The 22,237-nt window shown below is 71.1% G+C and carries 24 protein-coding genes; 11 read left to right on the top strand and 13 right to left on the bottom strand.

Annotation, left to right across the window (positions count from 1 at the left end):
• Positions 1-6: 6 nt before the first annotated feature.
• Positions 7-669, bottom strand: coding sequence for a sensor histidine kinase (locus ACGFJ2_RS43130; protein WP_393478391.1), 663 nt, complete (start codon positions 667-669; stop codon positions 7-9).
• A 109-nt stretch (positions 670-778) separates the two neighbouring features.
• On the opposite strand from ACGFJ2_RS43130, the gene ACGFJ2_RS43135 reads away from it, so the two are divergent.
• Positions 779-1,513 carry a 16S rRNA (uracil(1498)-N(3))-methyltransferase gene (locus tag ACGFJ2_RS43135; RefSeq protein WP_393478394.1) on the top strand — a complete coding sequence of 245 codons (735 nt, stop codon included), beginning with the start codon at positions 779-781 and terminating at the stop codon, positions 1,511-1,513.
• Between the two features lie 12 nt (positions 1,514-1,525).
• On the opposite strand, the gene ACGFJ2_RS43140 is transcribed toward ACGFJ2_RS43135, so the two are convergent.
• Both ACGFJ2_RS43140 and ACGFJ2_RS43145 read right to left on the bottom strand, forming a co-directional pair.
• Positions 1,526-2,185, bottom strand: a complete 660-nt coding sequence (locus ACGFJ2_RS43140) for a hypothetical protein (protein WP_357947252.1) — start codon at positions 2,183-2,185, stop codon at positions 1,526-1,528.
• Positions 2,182-2,661 (bottom strand): SigE family RNA polymerase sigma factor, encoded by a 480-nt coding sequence (locus tag ACGFJ2_RS43145; protein ID WP_214638568.1) that lies wholly within the window; start codon positions 2,659-2,661, stop codon positions 2,182-2,184. Before ACGFJ2_RS43145 ends, ACGFJ2_RS43140 begins: the two co-directional genes overlap by 4 nt.
• Positions 2,662-3,018: 357 nt before the next feature.
• On the opposite strand from ACGFJ2_RS43145, the gene ACGFJ2_RS43150 reads away from it, so the two are divergent.
• The 10 genes from ACGFJ2_RS43150 to era all read left to right on the top strand — a co-directional run bounded on the left by ACGFJ2_RS43150 (position 3,019) and on the right by era (position 12,320).
• A complete protein-coding gene (locus ACGFJ2_RS43150; RefSeq protein WP_393478396.1) occupies positions 3,019-5,001 on the top strand; it encodes a VWA domain-containing protein in 1,983 nt (660 codons plus the stop codon).
• A complete protein-coding gene (locus ACGFJ2_RS43155) occupies positions 4,998-6,305 on the top strand; it encodes an extracellular solute-binding protein (RefSeq protein ID WP_357947258.1) in 1,308 nt (435 codons plus the stop codon). Before ACGFJ2_RS43150 ends, ACGFJ2_RS43155 begins: the two co-directional genes overlap by 4 nt.
• A 4-nt stretch (positions 6,306-6,309) precedes the next feature.
• On the top strand, positions 6,310-6,660 hold the full coding sequence (locus ACGFJ2_RS43160; protein WP_225291013.1) for a histidine triad nucleotide-binding protein: 351 nt from the start codon (positions 6,310-6,312) through the stop codon (positions 6,658-6,660).
• Between the two features lie 104 nt (positions 6,661-6,764).
• The gene (locus ACGFJ2_RS43165; protein ID WP_357947261.1) at positions 6,765-7,793 is read left to right on the top strand and encodes a PhoH family protein; all 1,029 of its coding nucleotides are present in this window, start codon (positions 6,765-6,767) and stop codon (positions 7,791-7,793) included.
• Positions 7,794-7,803: 10 nt separating this feature from the next.
• Positions 7,804-8,280, top strand: coding sequence for an rRNA maturation RNase YbeY (gene ybeY, locus ACGFJ2_RS43170; RefSeq protein WP_358535552.1), 477 nt, complete (start codon positions 7,804-7,806; stop codon positions 8,278-8,280).
• Positions 8,277-9,578 carry a hemolysin family protein gene (locus ACGFJ2_RS43175; RefSeq protein WP_357947265.1) on the top strand — a complete coding sequence of 434 codons (1,302 nt, stop codon included), beginning with the start codon at positions 8,277-8,279 and terminating at the stop codon, positions 9,576-9,578. The genes ybeY and ACGFJ2_RS43175 overlap by 4 nt, the downstream gene beginning before the upstream one ends.
• Before the next feature lie 328 nt (positions 9,579-9,906).
• Positions 9,907-10,533 carry a hypothetical protein gene (locus ACGFJ2_RS43180; RefSeq protein WP_357947268.1) on the top strand — a complete coding sequence of 209 codons (627 nt, stop codon included), beginning with the start codon at positions 9,907-9,909 and terminating at the stop codon, positions 10,531-10,533.
• A 34-nt stretch (positions 10,534-10,567) separates the two neighbouring features.
• Positions 10,568-10,915, top strand: coding sequence for a cytidine deaminase (locus tag ACGFJ2_RS43185; RefSeq protein ID WP_357947271.1), 348 nt, complete (start codon positions 10,568-10,570; stop codon positions 10,913-10,915).
• 1 nt (position 10,916) lies between these two features.
• On the top strand, positions 10,917-11,393 hold the full coding sequence (locus tag ACGFJ2_RS43190) for an NUDIX domain-containing protein (RefSeq protein WP_357947274.1): 477 nt from the start codon (positions 10,917-10,919) through the stop codon (positions 11,391-11,393).
• An 18-nt stretch (positions 11,394-11,411) separates the two neighbouring features.
• Complete coding sequence (gene era, locus ACGFJ2_RS43195) at positions 11,412-12,320, top strand: GTPase Era (protein ID WP_357947277.1); 909 nt, start codon at positions 11,412-11,414, stop codon at positions 12,318-12,320.
• Positions 12,321-12,367: 47 nt separating this feature from the next.
• On the opposite strand, the gene ACGFJ2_RS43200 is transcribed toward era, so the two are convergent.
• The 10 genes from ACGFJ2_RS43200 to ACGFJ2_RS43245 form a co-directional block, all read right to left on the bottom strand.
• Entirely contained in the window at positions 12,368-13,720 is a 1,353-nt protein-coding gene (locus tag ACGFJ2_RS43200) for a hypothetical protein (protein ID WP_393478403.1), read from the bottom strand.
• Entirely contained in the window at positions 13,707-14,210 is a 504-nt protein-coding gene (locus tag ACGFJ2_RS43205; protein ID WP_357947283.1) for a SigE family RNA polymerase sigma factor, read from the bottom strand. The genes ACGFJ2_RS43200 and ACGFJ2_RS43205 overlap by 14 nt, the downstream gene beginning before the upstream one ends.
• A 106-nt stretch (positions 14,211-14,316) precedes the next feature.
• A complete protein-coding gene (locus tag ACGFJ2_RS43210; protein ID WP_357947286.1) occupies positions 14,317-14,787 on the bottom strand; it encodes a hypothetical protein in 471 nt (156 codons plus the stop codon).
• A 9-nt stretch (positions 14,788-14,796) separates the two neighbouring features.
• Positions 14,797-15,663, bottom strand: a complete 867-nt coding sequence (locus ACGFJ2_RS43215; RefSeq protein ID WP_357947289.1) for an urease accessory protein UreD — start codon at positions 15,661-15,663, stop codon at positions 14,797-14,799.
• Positions 15,664-15,676: 13 nt separating this feature from the next.
• The gene (gene ureG, locus ACGFJ2_RS43220) at positions 15,677-16,348 is read right to left on the bottom strand and encodes an urease accessory protein UreG (RefSeq protein WP_393478407.1); all 672 of its coding nucleotides are present in this window, start codon (positions 16,346-16,348) and stop codon (positions 15,677-15,679) included.
• A gap of 12 nt (positions 16,349-16,360) precedes the next feature.
• Entirely contained in the window at positions 16,361-17,119 is a 759-nt protein-coding gene (locus ACGFJ2_RS43225) for an urease accessory protein UreF (protein WP_393478410.1), read from the bottom strand.
• 5 nt (positions 17,120-17,124) lie between these two features.
• Positions 17,125-18,831 carry an urease subunit alpha gene (locus ACGFJ2_RS43230; RefSeq protein WP_357947298.1) on the bottom strand — a complete coding sequence of 569 codons (1,707 nt, stop codon included), beginning with the start codon at positions 18,829-18,831 and terminating at the stop codon, positions 17,125-17,127.
• On the bottom strand, positions 18,824-19,135 hold the full coding sequence (locus ACGFJ2_RS43235) for an urease subunit beta (RefSeq protein ID WP_393478527.1): 312 nt from the start codon (positions 19,133-19,135) through the stop codon (positions 18,824-18,826). The genes ACGFJ2_RS43230 and ACGFJ2_RS43235 overlap by 8 nt, the downstream gene beginning before the upstream one ends.
• A 110-nt stretch (positions 19,136-19,245) precedes the next feature.
• Entirely contained in the window at positions 19,246-19,548 is a 303-nt protein-coding gene (locus ACGFJ2_RS43240; protein WP_357947302.1) for an urease subunit gamma, read from the bottom strand.
• Between the two features lie 93 nt (positions 19,549-19,641).
• On the bottom strand, positions 19,642-22,212 hold the full coding sequence (locus ACGFJ2_RS43245) for a BTAD domain-containing putative transcriptional regulator (protein WP_393478414.1): 2,571 nt from the start codon (positions 22,210-22,212) through the stop codon (positions 19,642-19,644).
• Positions 22,213-22,237: the final 25 nt, after the last annotated feature.

Genomic DNA, 22,237 nt, shown 5'->3' on the forward strand with positions numbered 1-22,237 from the left:
ACACATTCAACGGCCGGTGACCCGTAAGGGCACCAGGAGTTCGCCCGGGAGGGCCACCCGGGCGGTGATGCCGTGTGGCGGCGACTCGTCCAGCCACACGCGCACACCGAGCCGCTCGGCCAGCCTGCCCACCACGTAGTGGCCGAGGTAGCGGGTGGGGGCGGCGAAGAAGCGCCGTTCGCCACGGAGCCGGGCGTTCGCGGCGGCGCGCTCTCCCTCGGTCATCCCCACGCCCTGGTCGACGATCGCGATATGGCACTCGCCCTCGCGGGTGCTGGCCCGGATCTCCACCTCGGTGTCGGGCGCCGAGCAGGTCAGCGCGTTGTCGACCAGCTCGGTCACCAGGTGCGCGATCTCGGCGACGGCCGTGCCCCTGAGCAGGGCGTCGTCCACTTCGCCCAGCACCGCGCGGCCGGACCCGGCCGCGCTCAGGGCCGAGCGGAGCACGTCGCGTACGGCCACGGGATCGGGCGGGCGGCGCGGGCGGCCGGTGGCGGGCCGGTGGGGCTCCTCGGCCGCGGGCCCCGTCGTGTCCGGGGCCTTTCCGGCGAGTCGGCGCGGTGCCGCGCGGGCGATCCTGGCAGGGACGGTGAGCAGGACGGTCAGCCGGGTCTTCAGCGCGCACGGCCAGCGCCGCGCGCGACGGGTGTTCCTGGACGGAACGGTCATCGCTATGGACCCCTCGTAGAGTGACCTCAGGAAGGTGCGATCGCGGCCAACCTTAATCGTTTCGTGATCCTATGGCTACTGAACGTGAAAATCTTTGGGGTGATCGCCGGTGACCGTGCCGGTATTCCTGGCCGACGGCCTCGCCGACCGCACCGGGCCGGAGCTGGTCCTCGACGGTCCTGAAGGGCGCCACGCGGCCTCGGTCCGGCGCCTGCGCGCCGGAGAGCGGATCGACCTGACGGACGGCGCCGGTACGGTCGCCGAGTGCGTGGTACGTGAGGCGTTGAAGGACACGCTCAGACTCGACGTGCTGGGCCGCTACGAGGTGCCGCCGCCCGAGCCCAGGCTGGTCGTCGTCCAGGGGCTGCCCAAGGGCGACAGGGGCGAGCTGGCCGTCGAGATGATGACCGAGGCGGGCGTCGACGTGATCGTGCCCTGGGCGGCGGCTCGCAGCGTCACCCAGTGGAAGGGCGACAGGGCGGCCAAGTCGCTGGCCAAATGGCGTTCGACGGCCCGGGAGGCGGGCAAGCAGGCGCGCAGGTTCCACCTGCCCGAGGTGGCCGCGCCGGCGTCCACGGCCGGGGTCGAGGCGCTGCTCGGCGGCGCGGCGCTCGGTCTGGTGCTGCACGAGGAGGCCGCCGAGCCGCTGTCGGGCGTGACGCTGCCCGCGGGGGGCGACATCGTCGTCGTGGTGGGGCCCGAGGGGGGCGTCTCGGACGCGGAGCTGGCCGGGTTCAGGGCGGCGAAGGCGGTGCCGGTGCTGCTCGGCCCTACGGTGCTGCGTACCTCGACGGCGGGGGTGGCGGCGGCGGCCGTACTCCTGGCGCGTACCGGACGCTGGTGAGCTCTCAGCCGCTCATGGTGTGGTGGCGAGAGGGGTGCCGCCGAGCGGGCTGGCGAAGGTGCCGGACGTCGTGTCGATGTCGGTCGGTGGGCACTCCTCGAGCGGACAGGGCCCGCCGGGCATGCTCGTGTCCGACGGCGTGGGAGTCGGCGTAGGCGTCGGTGTGGGCGTCGCCTCGTCCGTGGGGCAGTCCTCCGGCGGCTGCTCCTCGGTGGGCGTCGTGGGAGTCGGGCACTTGGGGGTCGGTGTCGCCTTGGGCGTCGGCTTGCTGGTGGACTTGGCGGTCTCCGAGGCGGGCAACGGCGCGGAGGTGATCGGGGCGGGCACCACGGCGGGCGGATCGTCCGGTGGCGGGGTCGGCTTGGGCGAGGCGGGCCGACTGGTCGAGGAGTTGGATGGCGGCTTGGACCTGGTGTCTCTCACCTGCTCCACGGTCTCCTGCTGGATGACCTTGTGGCGCAGCTCGGGGACGACCATCACGATCGTGCCCGCCACCAGCAGCGCGCTGGCGGCGGCGGCGCCCGCTCGCCACCAGAACAGGTTGCGCACTCCGCGCCGCTCGATGCGGGCGCGGATGATCTCCAGTCCTTCCGGCGAGGGCACGACCGTGTCCGCCTCCGCACGGAGCACACGGCGCAGGACGTCGCCATACTCGTCGGGGGACTGGGTCATGACATTTTCTCCAGGACGGATCGCAAGGCGGCCATGCCACGAGCTGTGTGGCTCTTGACCGCACCCTTGCTGATGCCCATGGCGTGGGCGATCTCAGCCTCGGACAGATCACCGTAGTAGCGAAGGACGAGTGCCTCTCTCTGACGTGTTGGCAGGGACCTTAGCGCTTCGATGACGGCGGTGCGTTCGAGCTCGCCGATCGCGCCGTTCTCGGCGCTCGGAGCATCGGGCAGGCCCTTGGGCGCGTACTTCTCGACGACCGCGCGGTGACGCAGCACGGAACGGGACCGGTTGACGACGGATTGCCGCAGGTAGGCAAGTGCTTTGTCGGGATCGCGCAGTCTACGCCAGGCGCCATGGATGGCGACGAACGTGTCCTGCACGACTTCTTCCGCGGTTGCCATGTCTCGCACCAGCAACACAGCGAGACGCACTAATGACCGAAAGTGCGCACTGTAAAGCGCGGTCACGGCCATGTCGGCGTCCCACCCGACCGGCACCGCCCCCAGCGACCTGTCGGCCAAGAGGGTTTCGGTGGTCACATCATTGGGACGCGCGGCCTTCCCGGAGGGTTTACGCTCTTGCGGTTCCTTAGAGGGCATTAGCCAGTCGTGTCCTCGCCAGGTGGCTTCGCCCGACCCTGAATCGTCTTATTTTTCGGCAGTCTCGCACACTAACCCTAACCGCGAGGATCTTCGGACGCACGGCACGGCGGATTACCGATTCGCAACGGAGACAGCGGATTCCGTCCGATCTAGGATCGAGGGAGAATGCGGCGCCCCCAGTCACCCCGCAGAGCCGCCCCGGCCGCTCGGAGTGAGCGGTTGAAGGACGTGGCTGCCATCGTGACGCCACTATGGGCCTTCCTGGGGGCGGTGGCGGCGCCACTGCTGGGCGGCGGCGCGGGCGGGCGCGTGGTGTTCACCGTGGCCTCCCTGGTGATCCTGGTCCTGACCGTCCTCGTGGTGGTGGTCATGCTCGGCGCCCGGCTCGGCCCCGTCGGGACGGCCGTCGCGTGGCTCGGCACCCTGCTGCGGGCGTTCTTCGGCGGGGTGTGGCGGCTGATCGTGTTCGTCGCCCTGCTGGTCAGGGCCGCCGTCGAGTGGGTGAGCCGGCGCACCGGGCCGCTGACGGCCGGGGCGCTCGGGTTCGTCGCCGGGATGCTCGCGGTGGTGCTCGTCCTGCAGGGCGGGCCGCTCGTACGGATCGGACTGGGCTGGGCGCTCTCCACCCCCTGTGACCAGCCGCTGGAGCTGCGGGTGCTCACCTCCGCCGAGAACGTGGCCGCCCTCCAGGCGGCCGGCCGCCGTTACGCCGACGAGAGCGCCGACCTGCGCGGCTGCCCGCGCGTCCGGTTCTCCGTGACCCCCCAGCCGCCGCTCGCCACCATGTCCCAGGCCGCCAACAAGGAGTGGAACGACCCCGCCTCCTGGAACAGCAGCACCTACCGCGCGCTGATCGCGGTCCACCCCGACATCTGGATCCCCTCCAGCACCGCCACCGAGGAATATCTCCGCCAGGCGTTCGCCAACCTGGGCCAGGTCACCTTCGATCGGATGACCCCGGTGGCCACCTCCGCGCTGCTGGTGGCGTTCACGCCCGCGCTGGAGGCGCGGCTGGGCACGCAGTCCCCGCCAACGGACCTGCCCGGGATGCGGGCCTGGCTGGAGAGCGTCGGGGCACCCCTGGCCAGGCCGCGCGCCGACCTGTCGGAGATCGGGCTCATCGCCAGCGCCGGGCTCTACAGCTCCGACACCTCCAAGGACATCTCCGACGAGATGGCCTACACCCCGCCGAACCTCCCGCTCTCCGACGCCGCCAGCCTCCTCTGCTACGCCCGCGACCGCTTCGACACCGTCAAGGAATCGCTTGCCATGATCGTGCCGGAGCACCTCGTCTACGCGGTCAACAACCACCAGGACCTGGGTGCCTGCGCTCCGGGGCGGCAGACGGCCGGCCTGTCCTGGCACCGGCTCGATGGACTGCCCACCCTCAGTTACCGCTACGTCCGGCTGAAGTGGGCCGATCAGTGGAACGACGCGCGCGAGCGGGCGGTGATCGACTTTCACGACTGGCTCGCCCAGGACAAGCTCGCCCCCTACGGCTACCGCGACTCGGCGGGCGTGTCCGACCGCAAGGAACCCATGCCGCTCGGCAAAGAGCTCGACTCGGGACAGGCCGACAGCGCCGAACCGGCCATCGTCGAACCGGCCCGACTGATCGACCGCCTCGGCAAGGCGCATCCGGAGACGTCGTTCCTGCTGCTGGTCGACGCGTCGGGCTCGATGGGCAATCCGATCACGGGCGGCACCGCGCTGCAGCGGGCCAGCTCAGGGGCCAGCACCTTGCTCAGGCGGCTGCGCGAGGGCCGCGACACGGTCCGGCTGGCCACCTTCTCCGATTCCGGCGGGATCGGCGAGACCCTGGTGACAGGCTCGGCTCAGGTGGCCGGACGGCTGGGGACGCTGGCCGTACACGGGCGCGACGCCCCGCTCGGGGACGTGCTGGCGCAGGCGGCGCCCCTGCTCGCGGACACCCCCAACCCGGTCGTGGTCATGCTGACCGACGGCGGTCACCAAGCGGGCGACCTCGGCCGTACGGTGGCCGCCCTGCGGAAGGTGAAGGGGCTCAGGGTACGGCTGCTGCTCACCGGGGAGCAGCGGTGCGACGCCGACCACATCGCGCGGTTGGTCAAGGCCGCCGGCGAGGTCGTCAAGTGCGCGCCCATCAGCCGGGCCGAGGCCGCGACGCCGTACCAGGACCAGGTCGACGAGGTCGACAAGGAGTTGACGGAGCTGTGGCGGGAGAGCCCGTGACCGTGCGGCGATGGCGGGCCGCGGCCGTGGGCGCGGCGGCGGGGGTGCTGCTCACGCTCGGCGTGGTCGGCGTCAAGGAGCGGCCGGCGCCCGCGGAGCAGTGCGTGGACGACGACGTGATCAGGGTCGCCACCGGCGATGACGTGAGCGTCGGCGGCGCGCGCAGGGAGCTGATCCGCCGCTGGAAGGGCCCGCTCGTCCAGATGATCGAGATCTCCAGGGTGGCCGACCTCAAGCGCGACGAGATGCTGGCCGCCGCCCAGGCCGACCCGTGCCAGGCGTACGACCTGCTGATCATCGACATGGCCTCGACGGCCGAGTTCGCCGCCGCCGGCCTGCTCAGCGAGATCCGGCCCGAGGACGTCCCCTCGGGTCTGGTACGCCAGGCGCGCGAGAGCGGCCAGTGGGACGGCAAGCAGTACGCGCTGCCGTTCGCGGTGGACGTGGGGCTGCTGTACCGCAGGGCCGACCTGCCCGAGCCGACGAGCTGGGACCAGCTCTGGCCCGCCGCCCGCCAGGCCGGGGCCAGCTTCCCACACGGCGGGTACCTGGCGCAGCTCGCCGACTTCGAAGGCAGGACCGTGGGGCTGCTCGAACTGCTCCGCGCCTATGGCGCCACCGTGGTGGACGACGACGGCGAGATCGTGCTCGACCAGGCGCCCAACGACCGGCGGGCGCTCGCCGCGCTGCGGTGGATGCGGCAGTGGCAGAGCGACCAGACGCTGGGGGACTCCTGGAAGGACAAGGAAGCCGAGAGCCTGGCCGCCTTCGCCGACGGGGGTGCCGGATACCTTCGGCACTGGCCGTACGCGGATCTGCAGCTGATCACCGACGGCAGGACGCCGGTCAAGCTGTCGAAGCTCCCCGGCCCGGCGACCCTCGGCGGCTCGAACCTCGCCATCACCGCCAGATCCACCAAATACGACAGCGTCCTCAAGTTCGTGAAATACCTCCTCCAGCCGGACAACCAGCGGCAGCTGTTCGCCTGCGGCGGCTACGCCCCGGTCGTCGAGGTCGCCTACGAGGACGTGGCCGTCTGCCCCGAGGCCGACGCGCGCGAGACGGGCACCCCGCCGACGCGCGAGGACCTCCGGCGACTGGCCTCCGCGATCAAGGACTCGCTGCCGACGGCCACGCGGCCCAAGCTGGAGCACTACACCCGGTTCAGCGAGGTGTTCAGGGCCTGCGTGACGAAGTACGTCTTCGCCGCGGAGGAGCCGACCCTTGACGACATCGGGATCATCGCCGACGAACTGGAGGCGGCCAAGCTGGGCAGGACCGAGGAGGGCGAGCCCTGTGGGTAGGGTGCTGCCTGTGACCGACTGCCTCTTCTGCAAGATCGTGGCCAAGGAGATCCCGGCCGAGATCGTTCTCGAGAACGACCGGGCGCTGGCCTTCCGCGACATCAACCCGCAGGCGCCCACGCACGTGCTGGTCATCCCCAAGGAGCACCACGCCGACGCGGCCGCCCTGGCCCAGGCCGACGATGGTCTGGCCGACGACGTGCTCAAGACCGCGCATGCCGTGGCCGTGCAGGAGGGCGTGGCCGAGCGCGGCTACCGGGTGGTCTTCAACACCGGGCCGGGCGCCGGGCAGACGGTCTTCCACGTGCACGCCCACGTGCTCGGCGGGCGTGATCTGCGGTGGCCGCCCGGCTGATCTGGCGCGGTGATATTGGCGCGAGCAATCAGCCTGGTCCCGGCTACGATGGGCGGAGAAGTACATCCGAACAGACCGGGAGGCATCAGGCCGCTGGCCTGCCCATGTCCGAACTACATGAATCCCGAAGAACGGCACCTCCCTCGCGCACTCAAGCCAAGGTGCTGATACCGGACGAATACCCAATGGTCAGCCTCCTGGGCTCCCGTGACGAGCTGCTGCGCGTCATCGAGGGTGCGTTCAGGGCCGACATCCACGTGCGTGGCAACGAGATCACCGTCACCGGCAGCCCTGACGAGAGCGGCGCCGTGGTGCGCCTGTTCGAGGAGCTGGTCGAGGTGCTGCGCAATGGCGGCGAGCTGACCGCCGACGCGGTCGAGCGGAGCATCGCCATGCTGCGCATGACGTCCGACCGCCCGGCCGAGGTGTTGTCGCTCGACATTCTGTCCTCACGCGGCCGGACGATCCGGCCCAAGACCGTCAACCAGAAGCGCTACGTCGACGCCATCGACCAGTACACGGTCGTGTTCGGCATCGGTCCCGCGGGCACCGGAAAGACCTATCTCGCGATGGCCAAGGCCGTACGCGCGCTGCAGGAGAAGCGGGTCAACCGCATCATCCTGACGCGGCCCGCCGTCGAGGCGGGGGAGCGGCTCGGCTTCCTGCCGGGCACGCTCTACGAGAAGATCGACCCCTACCTGCGCCCCCTGTACGACGCGCTGCACGACATGCTGGACCCCGAGTCGATCCCCAAGCTGATGGCGGCGGGCACGATCGAGGTGGCACCGCTCGCCTATATGCGCGGCCGCACCCTCAACGACGCCTTCATCATCCTCGACGAGGCACAAAACTCCTCGGCCGAGCAGATGAAGATGTTCCTGACCAGGCTCGGCTTCAATTCCAAGATCGTGGTGACCGGTGACGTCACGCAGGTCGACCTGCCCTCGGGCACGGTCAGCGGCCTGCGGGTGGTCCAGGAGATCCTCGATGGCATCAACGACATCCACTTCTCCCGGCTGACCAGCGCCGACGTGGTCCGCCACAAGCTGGTGAGCGAGATCGTCGACGCCTACGGTCGCTACGACGCGCTTCAGGAGCCGAAGCAGATCCAGCATCGGGGGAAGAGACGTTGAGGAATCGACGATGAGTATCGAGATCAATAACGAGTCGGGCGCTGAGGTCGGCGAGCAGGGCCTGGTCGAGCTGGCCACGCACGTGCTCGGCGAGATGGGCATCAACCCGCTCGCCGAGCTGTCGATCGTGGTGATCGACGAGCGCACGATGGCCGAGCTGCACGAGAAGTGGATGGGCGAGCCGGGGCCGACCGATGTGCTCGCCTTCCCCATGGACGAGTTGCGACCGGGAGGCGGGGCGCGCGGCGACGCCGACACCGCCGCCGACCCGGCGCTGCTCGGCGACGTGGTGCTCTGCCCGCCGGTGGCCGCCCGGCAGGCGGAGGAGGCCGGTCACAGCGCGCAGGAGGAGCTGGAGCTGCTGTGCACGCACGGCATCCTCCACCTGCTCGGCTACGACCACGCCGAGCCTGAGGAGCACAAGGAGATGTTCGGCCTGCAGGCCCGGCTCCTCGAGTCGTGGCGGGAGGTGCGCAGCCCGCGGTGAACGCCTGGTTGCCTCTGGCCATCGCCCTCGTGGTGATCGGTGGCCTGATCGCCAGTGCGGAAACGGCACTGACGCGCATCTCCAGGGTGCGCGCGGAGGAGTTCGTGCGCGAGGGGCGGCGTGGCGCCCCGCGGCTGCGGGCCATCGTCAACGACCCGCCGCGCTATCTCAACCTGCTGCTCCTGCTCCGGCTGAGCTGCGAGCTGGTCGCCACGGTGATCGCGACGCTGCTGTTCATCGACCTGATGCACGACCAGGGCTGGGCGTACGTGTGCGCGGCCGCCGTCATGATCGTGGTCAGCTACGTGATCGTCGGCGTCTCGCCCCGCACCCTCGGCCGCCAGCACGCCGAGCCGATCGCGCTGGCCAGCGCCCCCATCGTCTACGGCCTGACCCGGATCTTCGGCCCGCTGCCCAAGCTGCTCATCCTGCTCGGCAACGCGCTGACCCCCGGCAAGGGGTTCCGCGACGGCCCGTTCACCTCCGAGGCGGAGCTGCGCGACCTGGTCGACCTGGCCGAGGAACGACGGATGATCGAGCCCGACGAGCGGGAGATGATCCACTCGGTCTTCGAGCTGGGTGACACGCTCGTACGCGAGGTCATGGTGCCGCGCACCGACATGGTCTTCATCGAGCGGGGCAAGACGCTCAGCCAGGCGCTCTCGCTGGCGCTGCGCAGCGGCTTCTCCCGCATCCCCGTCGTGGGCGAGAACGAGGACGACGTCATCGGCATCGCCTACCTCAAGGACGTCACCCGCAGGGTGCACGAGTCGGACTCGGGGGAGGACGGCGGCGAGGAGAAGGTCGAGTCGATCATGCGCCCGGCCACTTACGTCCCAGAGAGCAAGCCGATCGACCAGCTCCTGCGCGAGATGCAGGCCAGGCAGATCCACCTGGCCATCGTCATCGACGAATACGGCGGGACGGCCGGCCTGGTCACGATCGAGGACGTGCTCGAGGAGATCGTGGGCGAGATCGCCGACGAATACGATCGGGAGGCGCCCCGCGTCGAGACCATGCCCGACGGCGGGCTCCGGGTGACGGCCCGGATGCCGGTCGACGAGCTCGCCGAGCTGTTCCACACCGAGATCGAGGTCGACGACGTCGAGACCGTCGGCGGGCTGCTCGCCCACGCGCTGGGCCGGGTGCCGATCGCGGGCTCCGAGGCGGAGATGGCCGGGCTGCGGCTGACGGCCGAGAGCCTCGCCGGGCGCCGTAACCGGATCAGCACCGTGGTCGTCCGCAGGGTGGCTCCGCATGAGGGTGATGTCGTACCCGCCGCCGCCGAGCACGACTGACAGCGCGCTGACCCTTTTGCGATGGATGTGGCAAGTGTTCTACAAGTCTGTTGCAAGCGGCGTACGACAGCCTTAATCCCGACACCCCAGTGCGGTGGGTGTCACTGGGGAAGCATCCGAACGCCGGGTGGGGTTCGCGGCGGGAGGATGTCCCTGGGGGGGACGACAACGTCTCGGTCTGCTAGCCGATCGTGACGTTGCTCGGCGTAAAGGGGGTTCACGTCCGGTAAGCCGGACGAGAACCCCCTTTTAGCGTTTGGGGCTTTGTTGGTGACTCTGGTGGATTGCCGTATTCGTCGCCCGGGGACGTTGCGAACCGGGGGGAATCATGGAACGCGGGATCATCATCCTGGCCATCATGAGCGGGCTGCTCGCCGGCTGCGGCGGCGGGCCGGCCGAGAGTTACGTCGACGTCCAGGCCATGGCCCGGCTGCGCGAGGTGCTGAACAAGGATCCGCAGCTGCCTGACGGCTTCTCCGCCCGGTCCGAGGAGCCGTGGCGGGTGCCGTTCGCGGCGGCGGACCACAACTGCCGGGCCGCGCTGGATCCGGCCGCGGGGCGGGCGCCCGCGCTGGCGCTGACGGCGCAGGCGGCGGCCAGCTTCGAGGGGGACGAGCTGGGCGAGGTGGCCGGGGTGGGCCTGGCGCGCTACGCGGGCTCGGAGGCGGAGGGGCGCATCGAGGAGCTGACCGAGGCACTGGAGGCGTGCCGGGCGGTGCGGGCGGGTGGGGGCACCCGGTTGCGGCTGACGATGCTGCCGGTCGAGGACGTGGGCGACGAGGTGGTGGGCGCGGAGCTGCGCGGGCGGCTGAACGGCTACCCGTACGCGCTGGACGTGATGCTCGCCCGCTCGGGGGACACGCTGGTGTCCGTCGTGCACACGGGCATCGCCAAGGTGGACCCGGAGCGTACCCGGCAGGTGCTCAGCGCCGCTGTGGGGATGGTCAGTGCTTAACCTGTGGGGATGGTCAGCGCCTAACCTAGAGTTCGTGACTCTCGATCCAGAAGACAGCAAGATCATTACGCTCGCGCGGGCGGCAAGGGCGCGCAACGGCTCGGCCGAAGGCGCCGCCGTACGCGATGAGACCGGGCGCACCTACTCCGCCACGAACGTCGCGCTCTCCTCCCTCACGCTGTCCGCGGTGCAGGTGGCGGTCGCCACGGCCGTCTCCAGCGGCGCGCAGACGCTGGAGGCGGCGGCGCTGGTCACGGCGGGCGACGGGCCGAGCGCCGAGGACGAGGCGGTGGCCGCCGAGCTGGGCGTCAAGGCGCTGCTGGTGGCCGGGCCCGACGGCACGCTGAAGGGCTCCGGGCCCGACGGCACAGTGAGAGGCTGACGTGGCGATTTCGCCGTATTTGGCCGGGGTACGGGCCAAGGTCGGCTCCGATCTGCTGATGCTTCCGTCGGTCTGCGGCTTCGTGTTCGACTCCGCGGGAAGGGCGCTCATGGCGCGTCACGGAGACGTGGGCCTCTGGGCCGCGCCCGGCGGCGGCGTCGACCCCGACGAACGCCCCGAGGACGCCCTGGTCAGAGAGCTCCAGGAAGAACTCCGCATTGACGTCGCGCCGCGCGGCCTGATCGGTGTGTACGGCGGGCCCGAATTCCGTACTGTCTACCCCAACGGGCACCTGTGCGCGTACGTCATCGCCGTGTACGGCTGCGTCATCGAGTCGGGCACGCCCACCCCCGACGGCGACGAGATCACCGACGCCCGATGGGCGACCGAGCCGGAGATCGCCGGCCTGACCACGACCACCTGGATGCCGTTGGTGCTGCCCGACGCGTTTGCCTGGTGGCGTCGACAGGGCGTTTGATAGGCCACAATGCACTATGTGACTTCGCCAGACAGCCATCGCGCCGGATTCGCCTGCTTCGTTGGGAGGCCGAACGTCGGCAAGTCCACGCTGATGAACGCCCTGGTCGGCACGAAGGTGGCGATCACCTCGTCCAAGCCGCAGACCACCCGCCGCGTCATCAGGGGCATCGTGCACCGGCCCGAGGCCCAGATCGTCATCGTCGACACTCCCGGCCTGCACCGCCCCCGCACCCTGCTCGGCGAGCGGCTCGACAGCCTCGTGCTGTCCACGCTGACCGAGGTCGACGTGATCGGCTTCTGCGTACCCGCCAACGAGCCCATCGGCAAGGGCGACCGCTTCATCGCCGACAAGCTCTCGGCCGTGAAGAAGACGCCGGTCGTCGCCGTACTCACCAAGTGCGACCTGGCCTCCAAGGAGCAGATCGCGCAGCAGCTCCTGGCGTTGTCGCAGGTGGCGGAGTTCGCGGCGATCGTCCCGGTGTCGGCGCAGTCGGGTGACCAGCTCGACGTGCTGGCCGAGGTGCTGATCGAGCACCTGCCGGAGTCGCCGCCGCTCTACCCGGGCGGGCAGCTCACCGATGAGCCCGAGCAGGTGCTGGTGGGGGAGCTGATCAGGGAGGCGGCGCTGGAAGGGGTACGCGACGAGCTGCCGCACTCGATCGCCGTGGTGGTCGACGAGATGATGCCACGCGAAGGGCGGGATGATCTGCTCGACATCTACGCGCACATGTTCGTCGAACGGCCGTCGCAGAAGGCGATCGTGATCGGCCACAAGGGCGAACGCCTGCGCGACGTCGGGACGCGGGCACGCGCCCAGATCGAGGGGCTGCTGGGCACTCGGGTCTATCTCGACCTGCGGATCAGCGTGGCCAAGGACTGGCAGCGCGACCCCAAGCAGCTGCGCCGCCTGGGCTTCTACGACTGACGGCTTTCGCACGGGACACCCGCCTGCAAGCCGGTGGGGATTCCCCATCATCGCGCTGCGATACCTTTCACGATTCGCCCTAGATCATGTGCGGGGGCGGTGACCACGATGGCCAGGCCGAACTCTGGAGTCCAGGCGAACTTCCGGCTGGCTCTGGAGGCCCCCATACCGAGCAGCATCCCATGCACCCCGGCGATGGTCGTCGGCTTCGGCTCGCCTCGGGAGACGCTGCTCCACCAAGTGGCGCTCGGCACCGCCGCGCCACGCTGGACGGAGACGGTGACGCTGCCTTCGCCGTCCGGGCCGATCCATCGCCGGATGGTGGAACGCCAGCGTGGTGTGATGACGGTCCCCACAGGACCCGGCCGCAGAGCTGGGCCGGCGAGGTAGGTGGCGATGCCGTCGACGGACTCGCCCTGGCCTTCGGAGGGCGACTGGATGCCCTCGGCGATCCGTACCAGGTCTGCCTCCGGCAGGTGGTCCCCCCTGATCCGTACGCCGATTCCTGGCTCGACCAGCCACAGCAGCACCCGGCCTGCCTGTCCGGTGGCGCCGGCGTAGGCCGGCCGGCCGTATACCGAGGCCGGACGCACATCGGTCAGCACCTCCTGCGGCGGTCCGGCGGCACGCAACTCCTCCAGCGTCGTCCCAGCCTGGCCGTATACGACCTCGATGGAGACCTGCCGGCCGGACTCACCCTGCCAGAGCCGGGTCAGCGCGTCGAGATTCGCGCCGACCGTTCCCGAGACCCACATGCCCGCCGGCATGTACGTGACGCGGAGCCCGGCGAAGGCGGGATTCCAGCCGGTCACGCGCAGACCGCCGACGATTCGGTCGCGCTCTCCCTTCAGAGCCGCCGAGACCGTGACTTCCAGCACAAGGCGGTGGTCAGCGACCCACATCGCGCTGGTGCCGTCACCGGACAGCACCGGATCATCGATGGATCGCGGCTCGACCGGTGCGTCGACAACGTTCATGGCCATGATGTCCATCGCGTCGCGCATGACGCCGTCCACCCGGTAAACCGAGACCTGGACGAAATCGCCGCCGGCCTGCCATCTCAGCGCCTTACCGCGCAGCCGGATCTGCCCTCCGACGTTTTTCTCCTCCTCCCGCAGGCGTTGCGGGGCACCCAGGCCCTCCGGGATGTAGCCGATCCGCACACCTTCCAGTTCCGGGGGAGCGGCGACCGGGTCCGGCCGGGTGACGATGTACGGCGACACGATGCCGATCGCCACCAGCACGACAGCGGCAGCCGCGGCGACACTCGCCGCCAGCCTGCGCCGCCTCCTGCGCAGCGCCACCCGGGCCATCACCCGTACGGCCAGCTCCGGCGCCCCCCGCACCGGCCGGGTCGCGTCGGTCATTCCCTGGCGTAGTCGTTCCTCAATACCGCGCACTGTTCGCCACCTCCTCACCCAGCAGCGCCCGCAGGCGTTTCAGCGCCTTGGACGTCTGGCTCTTGACCGTGCCGATGGAGCAGCCGAGCATCTTCGCGGTCTGGGCCTCAGTCAGGTCATCCCAGAACCTGAGCACCACCACAGCCCGCTGACGGGGCGGCAACGCCCGCAACCCGTCCATGACGACGTGCCGTAACTCGATGTCCTCCCGCGCGGCGGGCAGTTCGGGAGGGGTGTGCGTCGGAATCAATCGCACGATCGCCAGACGCCGCGCCCGGCTGATCGCCAGATTGACGATGATCCGCCGAATGTAGGGCTCAGGGTCGCCGCCACGGCACAGCCTGTCCCAATGCAGGCACGCCCGCTCCAGCGCGGTCTGCAGTAAGTCTTCGGCTTCCCCGAGCGAACCGCAGGTCAGGTACGCCGTGCGTAACAGGCTGGTACTGCGGGCGGCCACGAACTCCGTGAACCCGCCCGCATGTGGCGTCACTGAACGCCCTTTGAAATCATGACCCCATACACGCACAGCACGCCGCGAAGGTTGCCTTGGTCTCCCCGCCGGGGGGCACGTTCGGGAGCGGACCCCCGCTGGGCGGCTATGCCCGGCGGCCGCGTACTAGCGACAGGACGGCGAGGGCGATCACGGCCAGCGCGCAGGCCAGTGCGGCGAACCACCCGTAGCGGATCCCCGGCTCGATCGACAGGAACCCGAGATCGACGGAGACCCCGTTGCCGACACCGGGCGGATCGACCACGAACATCACCAGCCAGATCGTCGCCAGCGCCCCCGGGATGACCGCCAACGCGGCCGTCCGCGGCCGGGCGAACAGACCCGCGACCCCGAGCGCCAGCGTGGCGAGCCCGGCGATGAGCGCGTAGACGCCAAGACTGTCGTCAATGCCCCGTAGGTCGTTGGACACGCCGCCGATGGCACCGATCCTGGCCTCGACCCCCGTCCACGGCAGGAACGCGCAGAACACCAGCAGCGCCCCCGCCACCGCGATGACGAACGCGTAGCCGCGCCGCGCCTTGGGCTTCGCGGGGCTCGGTGAGAGAGAGTCGGCCACCCGATCACCTTAGGTCGGGCGCGCGGCTCCTGCCAGGTTACCGAGGGCCACACCCTCACCCCACTCCAGACGCCGGCGCAACGCGACGGCGTCGGCGGCCAGCGCGGACACCAGCACACCCGGTCCGGCCAGCGGTAACACGGCTACACCTTCCGCGACCACAGCCCCTGAGGCGGCTTGCGACGAGATGGCGCGGGGCGGGGCGGAGGCCAGGGAGGGGGTGATCAGGGTGGTGCCGATGCAGCGGGCGTCGCCGTAGACGGCAGGCGAGGCGTCGATGGCGGGGTCGCCGACCGTGTACTCCTGCCTGAGCAGCGGGCGGCCGTCGTACGTGGCGTCGAAGCGGGCGTGGCAGCGGCCCGGCGTCTCGCCGTACCGGCCGAAGACGATCTCCTCGCGCCAGAACACCCGCGCGCCCGCCGAAAGCGTCAGCCGTACCACCAGGCGATGAGCGCAGCCGGCGGCGAGCACTGTCGGCTGGGGCGCGAAGCGGAGTGCGGCGCCCGCCCCGACGCGTGCGGAGATCACCATGACGGACTCACCGTCGCCCGGCAGTACCAGCGTGCCGGCCACCGAGCCGACCTCGAGGCTGGTGCCGGGTGCGACGTCGAGGTCGAGTTCGAGCCGGTCGCCACCGAGCGGCCCGGCCGCCGTGGAGACCAGGTGCACGGTCCGCGGACCCGTCTGCCGCAAGGTCAGGGGCGGCATCGAGCTCAGCCTGCTGATGACCGTCCGGCCATCGGCCAGGGAGGTCGCGACAGCCGCCCGAGCCCGCATCGCCCGCCGCCCGACGGCGCTGATGGCGCTCGCCGACGTGTCCTCCTGGGCGTCTGACGACGTCTCTGCCGCTGTCTGCGGCAAGCCCGTGTCAGTCATAGGGCGACGCCCGTCAAGCCGCTGAGACGGGCTCGTGGGGCCAGGAAAGGGCCTGTTCGGAGACCCAGGCCGCCACATCCGCCGCCGAGGGGTCCTGGCGGATCGAGGTGAACAGTACGGGTTTGTCGCCGCGTACCGCCGCCGCGTCGCGGGCCATCACGGTCAGGTCGGCGTCCACCAGCGGCGCCAGGTCGGTTTTGTTGATCACCAGCAGGTCGGCGGAGGTCACTCCCGGGCCGCCCTTGCGGGGCACCTTATCGCCGCCGGACACGTCGAGGACGAAGATCTGCCGGTCGGCCAGCCCACGGCTGAACGTCGCCGTCAGGTTGTCTCCGCCGCTCTCCACGATCACCAGGTCCAGCGGGCCGAACCGGTCCTCCAGGGTCTCCACGGCGTCGAGGTTGGCGGCGATGTCGTCGCGGATGGCCGTGTGGGGGCAGCAGCCGGTCTCGACGGCGAGGATGCGTTCCTGGTCGAGTACCCCGGCCCGGCGCAGGAAGTCGGCGTCCTCGGTCGTGTAGATGTCGTTGGTGACCACACCCAGCCGCAGGGAGCCGCCGAGCGTGCGGCACAGGGCGGCGACCAGGGCCGTCTTGCCGCTGCCCACCGGCCCGCCCACCCCGAGGCGAAGTGCTCTGCCGTGGTGGGCGGGCGCGTGGTGATGGTCGTCGTGGTTGGCGCCCATGGTGTGTCCTTCCTAGGAGACGAACAGTCTGACCGTGGCCTCCGCATGCCGCTCGGCCAGCAGGTCCAGCGCGGGGGCGGACCGGGCGGGCAGTTCGGCCCAGCTCCCGCCGTACGGCGAGGTGTCGCAAGCCGAGGTGGCGAGGTCGGATGACGTGGCGTCGGAAGCCGTGGTGGCGAGGTCCGGGGTCAGGTCGGCGAGCAGGCCGTGAACCGCTACCGGGTCCAGGCCGAGCAGGCGGACCGCCGCCGTGGCCGGGCCGGTGATCGCGTGGTAGGCCGCCGCCAGAGCGGCGTCCTCGGGCGACGCTCCCGCCGCGTGCGCCGCCGCGCCGAGCGCGATGGGGTGATGGGGATTCGGTACGGCCTGCGCCAGGCCGTCGAGCGCGACGGAGCGTCGGGGACTCGGTACGCCCGGCGCCAGGTCGTCGAGCGTGGGCGGCGGCCACAGGCGGCGGGCCACCCGCAAGAGCAGTCTGCCCTGAGTCCTGGAGGCGGCCCGCTGGGCTGGGGAGGCGGTCCGGGCGTCGGCCTCCGCGTCCAGCAGATCCCATGAGGTGTCGGAGGAGCGGTCGGCGCCCAACGCGCAGGCGGCGGCGGCGAGGGCGGCGGCGACATGCCCGGAGGTGTGCAGGCGGCCCCTCAGGAAGGCGGCCAGGGACGTCAGGTCGTGGACCGCGCCCGTGGCGATCGCCTGTTCGGTGCCGCCCGAGTGGGCGTGGCCCCCGGCCGGGAGGCGGGAGTCCGTGAGGAGCAGGAGTGCGGGGTTCATGGTCATCAGAACAGGAAGTAGCGCTGGGTCATCGGGAGTGTCTCGGCGGGCGCGGGTTCGATCAGGTCGCCGTCCACGCGTACCTCGAACGTGTCCGGAGCCACGTCGATCCGGGGCAGCGCGTCGTTGAGCGGCATCGCGTCCTTGCCCCGCCCCCGTACGTCCGCCACGGGGACCAGGCGGCGGCGGACCGCGAGGCGGTCGGCGAGGCCCGCGTCGAGGGCGAGGGGTGAGACGAAGTGCAGTGACGTCGCGGCGGCCGTGGCCGGGGCGGCGCCGAACATCGGGCGGGGCAGCACCGGCTGCGGCGTGGGGATGGAGGCGTTCGCGTCGCCCATCTGGGCCCAGGCCACCACGCCGCCCTTGAGCACCAGCGTGGGCTTGACGCCGAAGAACGCCGGGTCCCAGAGGACGAGGTCGGCGAGCTTGCCGCGTTCGACGGAGCCGAGTTCGGCGTCGAGGCCGTGGGCGATGGCCGGGCAGATCGTATATTTCGCGATGTAGCGGCGGGCGCGGAGGTTGTCCGCGGGGCCGCCCAGAGCGCCGCGGCGGCGTTTCATGACGTGCGCCGTCTGCCACGTACGGATGATCGTCTCGCCGACGCGGCCCATCGCCTGCGAGTCGGAGCCGATCATCGAGATCGCCCCCAGGTCGTGCAGGACGTCCTCGGCGGCCATCGTGGTGGGCCGGATCCGGGACTCGGCGAAGGCCAGGTCCTCGGGGATCGACGGGTTCAGGTGGTGGCAGACCATCAGCATGTCGAGGTGTTCGTCGAGGGTGTTGATGGTGTGGGGCCGGGTGGGGTTCGTGGAGGAGGGCAGGACGTTGGCGAACGACGCCATCCTGATGATGTCGGGCGCGTGCCCGCCCCCCGCCCCTTCTGTGTGGTAGGCGTGGATCGTCCGGTCGCCGATGGCGGCCAGCGTCGACTCGACGAACCCGGCCTCGTTGAGCGTGTCGGTGTGGATCGTCACCTGTACGCCGTGCGCGTCGGCCACGGTCAGGCAGGCGTCGATCGCGGCCGGCGTGGAGCCCCAGTCCTCGTGCAGCTTGAACCCCGAGGCGCCCGCTTCGAGCTGTTCGACCAGGCCCTCGGCGCTCACCGTGTTGCCCTTGCCGAGCAGCGCGAAGTTGAGCGGGTAGGAGTCGAGCGACTCCAGCATCCTGGAGAGGTACCAGGTGCCGGTGACCGTGGTGGCCTTGGTGCCCTCGACCGGCCCGGTGCCGCCGCCGACGATCGTGGTGACGCCCGCGCCGATCGCCTCCTCGAGGATCTGGGGGCAGATGAGGTGTACGTGGGAGTCGACGGCGCCCGCGGTGAGGATCTTGCCGTTGCCGCTGAGGATCTCGGTGGACGGCCCGATGACGATGTCGACCCCGTCCATGGTGTCCGGATTGCCGGCCTTGCCGATGGCGGAGATCCGGCCGTCGGTGACGCCGACGTCGGCCTTGACCACGCCCCAGTGGTCGAGGATCACCGCACCTGTGATGACCAGGTCGGGCGCGCCCTCGGCCCGGGTCGTCCTGGCCTGGCCCATCGACTCGCGGATCACCTTGCCGCCGCCGAACACCGCCTCGTCCCCGGCCCCCGCCGGCCCCACGGACAGGTCCTCGGTGACCTCGACGAACAGGTCGGTGTCGGCCAGCCTGATGCGGTCGCCCGTGGTGGGGCCGTACAGGGCGGCGTATCGAGCACGGGAGATCTCAGCCATCGAGGGGGCCCGCCCATTCCGGTCGCAGGCCGGGCACCACGCGGCGCCCGGCGATCGGTACCAGGGTCACGTCGCGCTCGACACCCGGCTCGAACCTGATCGCGGTGCCCGCGGGCACGTCGAGCCGCATCCCCCAGGCGGCGTCGCGGTCGAAGGCCAGCCCGGGGTTGGCGGCGGCGAAGTGGTAGTGCGAGCCGACCTGGACCGGCCGGTCGGCGGTGTTGACGACCCGGACCGTGACCCTCGGCCGTCCCGGATTGAGTGAAATGTCGTCGGTGGGGTGCCGATATTCGCCCGGGACCATCGGCTGGCCCTGCACGCGGCGATCGGCCTCGACTTCGGCCTCGACGTCAGCCTCGGCAGCGGTCTCGGGACCGGCCTCGTCAGTGGCCACGGGGTCGGCTTCGTCAGTGGTCATGGGATCGGCCGATGCACGGTGACCAGCTTGGTGCCGTCGGGGAAGGTCGCCTCGATCTGGACGGAGTCCAGCATCTCGGGCACCCCCTCCATGACGTCGTCCCGCCCGAGCACCGAGCGTCCGGCGTCCATCAGATCGGCCACGGTCCGCCCGTCCCTGGCCCCCTCCATCAGGAACGACGCGATGATCGCGGTAGCCTCTGGGTGGTTGAGGCGCAGGCCCCTGGACTGACGCTGCCGGGCCACCCCGGCGGCGACGTGGATGAGCAGGCGCTCTTGCTCGTGTGGGGTAAGCCGCATGGCCCGGACCTTAAGAACCGGCCGTTTCCGCGATGTTGCCGGAGGATGTCGAGTCGGTTTCCGGTCGGCCCACCAGTTTCACCCCACCACGTTTCACCCCACCATGGGCAGCGCTTGGGAGCGGCCCAGATCGTCCTCCAGCGCCTCGAAGACCGCCAGCGCCGACCCCGCCAGCTCCCTGGCCCGCTCCGCCGCGCCCTCCGCCTGGTTCACCCGGGCCAGGGCCAGCAGGGCGTACGCGTCGAGCAGCTGGTCGCCGAGTCGTATGGCGATCCCTCTGGCCGTCTCGGCGGCCGTTCTGGCGTCGGGGACCGCGTGCTGCGCCAGCCGTACCGAGCACAGATCCAGGAGCGTGTCGGCCTGCCGGTAGCGGTCGCCGAGCGCGGCGAGGTGGGCGGCGGCGGTCTGGAGGCGGTCCGCGGCCTCGTCGAGCCGGCCCGCGCGGTGCAGGACCACGCCAAGCACGCGCAGCGCTTCGGCGGCGTCGCGATCGTTCTCCGCCGCCTTCAGGCAGCCGAGCAGGGCGCGCTCGGCCTCGGGCAGCCGGTCGCGTTCGAGGTGGACGCGGCCGAGGCGCCGCCTGGTCTGGTTGACGTCGCGGGTGCGTCCCTCGCGCAGGAACATGCCGAGCGCCAGCCTGAGCCGGTCGTGCGCCAGGTCCCACTCCCGTTCGGCCAGGTGCAGGTCGCCCAGGTCACGCAGGATCAGCGCCTCGCCTATGGCGTCGCCCGCGCGCCGCGCCGACTCCAGCGCCGCCGCCGTGACGTGGCGCCAGTCGTCGAGGAAGCGGTGGCGTTCGAGGTACGGTCCGAGCAGGTGGGCGAGCCGCCGGCAGCCGTCGTCGAGGCCGGCCTGATGGAGGTCGGAGACCAGGCTGACCAGGAAGGCCCGCTCGGCGGCGAGCCACTCGACCGACTCCCTGATGTCCCTGGTCGCCACGAGGGTGCCCGGATCGCCGGAGACCAGCGAGAAGCGCGAGGACCGTACCCTGGCCAGGACCACGTCCATCAGCCGTACGAGCGCGTCCGGCGCGCCCTGGCTCGTTTGCTCGCGGGCGAACAGGCGGGTCAGGTCGTGCAGCCGGTAGCGCACCTGCCCGGCCACGTCGACCACGTGCGTCTCCAGCAGCCCGGCGTCGACGAGCGCCTCGGCCTGCCCGCCGAACAGCTCCGCCACCCAGTCCGCGAAGTCCGGCGCCGACAGCGCGCCGAGCCCGCGCAGTGTGGCCTTGGCGGGATCGGGCAGGCCGTCGTAGCCGATGGCGAGGACGCTGCGTACGGCCTGGTCGCCGGAGCGCAGCCCGTCGAGCCGCTCGTGCTCGTCCTCCAGCAGGCCGACCAGGTAGTCGACGGTCCAGCCCGGCCGGGCGGCCAGCCGGGACCCGGCGATGCGCAGCGCGATCGGCAGCCCGCCGCAGAACCTGGCCAGCCTGCCCAGCGCCTCGTCGGCCACCCGGCCGGAGGTGCGGACGAGCAGGTCGAGCGCGTCGTCCTCGCCGAGCACGCTCACGGACACGCGGGTCGCGCCGGACAGGCCGCCGAGGGAGGAGCGGCTGGTGACGACCGTGGGGCAGGACGTCAGCAGCGGCCGCACCTGGTTCTCGGCCGACGCGTTGTCCAGCAGCACCAGCAGCCGGCGGTTGGCCGCGTACGTACGGAAAAGTCGCTCTCGTCCGTCGAGCGAGGCGGGGACGGCCTGAGCCGGGCAGCCCAGCCAGCGCAGGAAGTCCTCGAGCACCGCCGCGGGCGCCGTCGTCTCGCGCAGGTCGGTGTAGAGGATCCCGTCGGGAAAGCGCTCGCGCTCGCGCCAGGCTGCGTGCACGGCCAGCGCCGACTTGCCGGCGCCCGCCTGCCCGTGCACCACGACCTGCCCGCCTACCACCAGATCGAGGAGGTCGGCGCGGCCGGTGAACCCGGGCACGTCGTGCGGCAGCAGCACCGGCGGCCCCGCCGAGACGTGCAGCGACACGTCGTCGTGCAGCATGCGGTGATAGAGCAGCTGCAGGTCGGAGTCGGGCTCGATCGCGTGGCCGTCGTCGAGCGCCTCACGTAACGCCGCGTACGCGTCGAGGGCCTCCGCCCGCCGCCCGCTCCGGTAGAGCGCGAGCATGTACTGGCCGCGGAAGCGCTGCCAGAGCGGATGCTGCCCGGCCAGCCGCCGCAGCTCCGACAGCAGCTCGCGGTGACGGCCGGCGTCGAGGTCGAGCTGCACCCGGCGTTCCAGGGCGAACAGCCGCAGCTCCTCCAGCTCCTCGCGCAGCCGCCGCGTCTCCACCCAGCGCTCCCCGTCGGGGTCGAGGTCCTCGAGCGCCGGTCCGCGCCACAGGGCCAGCGCCTCCTGGTACGAGCCCCGCTCCACCAGCGACCTGAAGCGGTCGACGTCGAGTTGTTCCTCATCGATGGCCAGCGTGTACGTGCCGGACACCGTGGTGATCACGTCCTTGCCGATGAGCTGGCGCAGCTGCCCGACATAGCCCCGGACCAGGGAGTCGGACCGGTCGCCGCCCTCGCGCGGCCACAGCAGCCCGCGCAGCCGTCCGACGGTGAGCGGGCGGCGCGCGTTGAGCACGAACATCGCCAGCAGGTCGCGGTGCTTGGGCGCGGTCGGTGTGCGGTCGTCGTCGCCGTCGAGCACTTCCAGCGGACCCATGATGCGAAATTCCACGCGGCCTTCCTCAGCAGAGCGAACT

This window comes from Nonomuraea sp. NPDC049028, from assembly GCF_043197735.1.
Taxonomy (GTDB): Bacteria; Actinomycetota; Actinomycetes; order Streptosporangiales; family Streptosporangiaceae; genus Nonomuraea.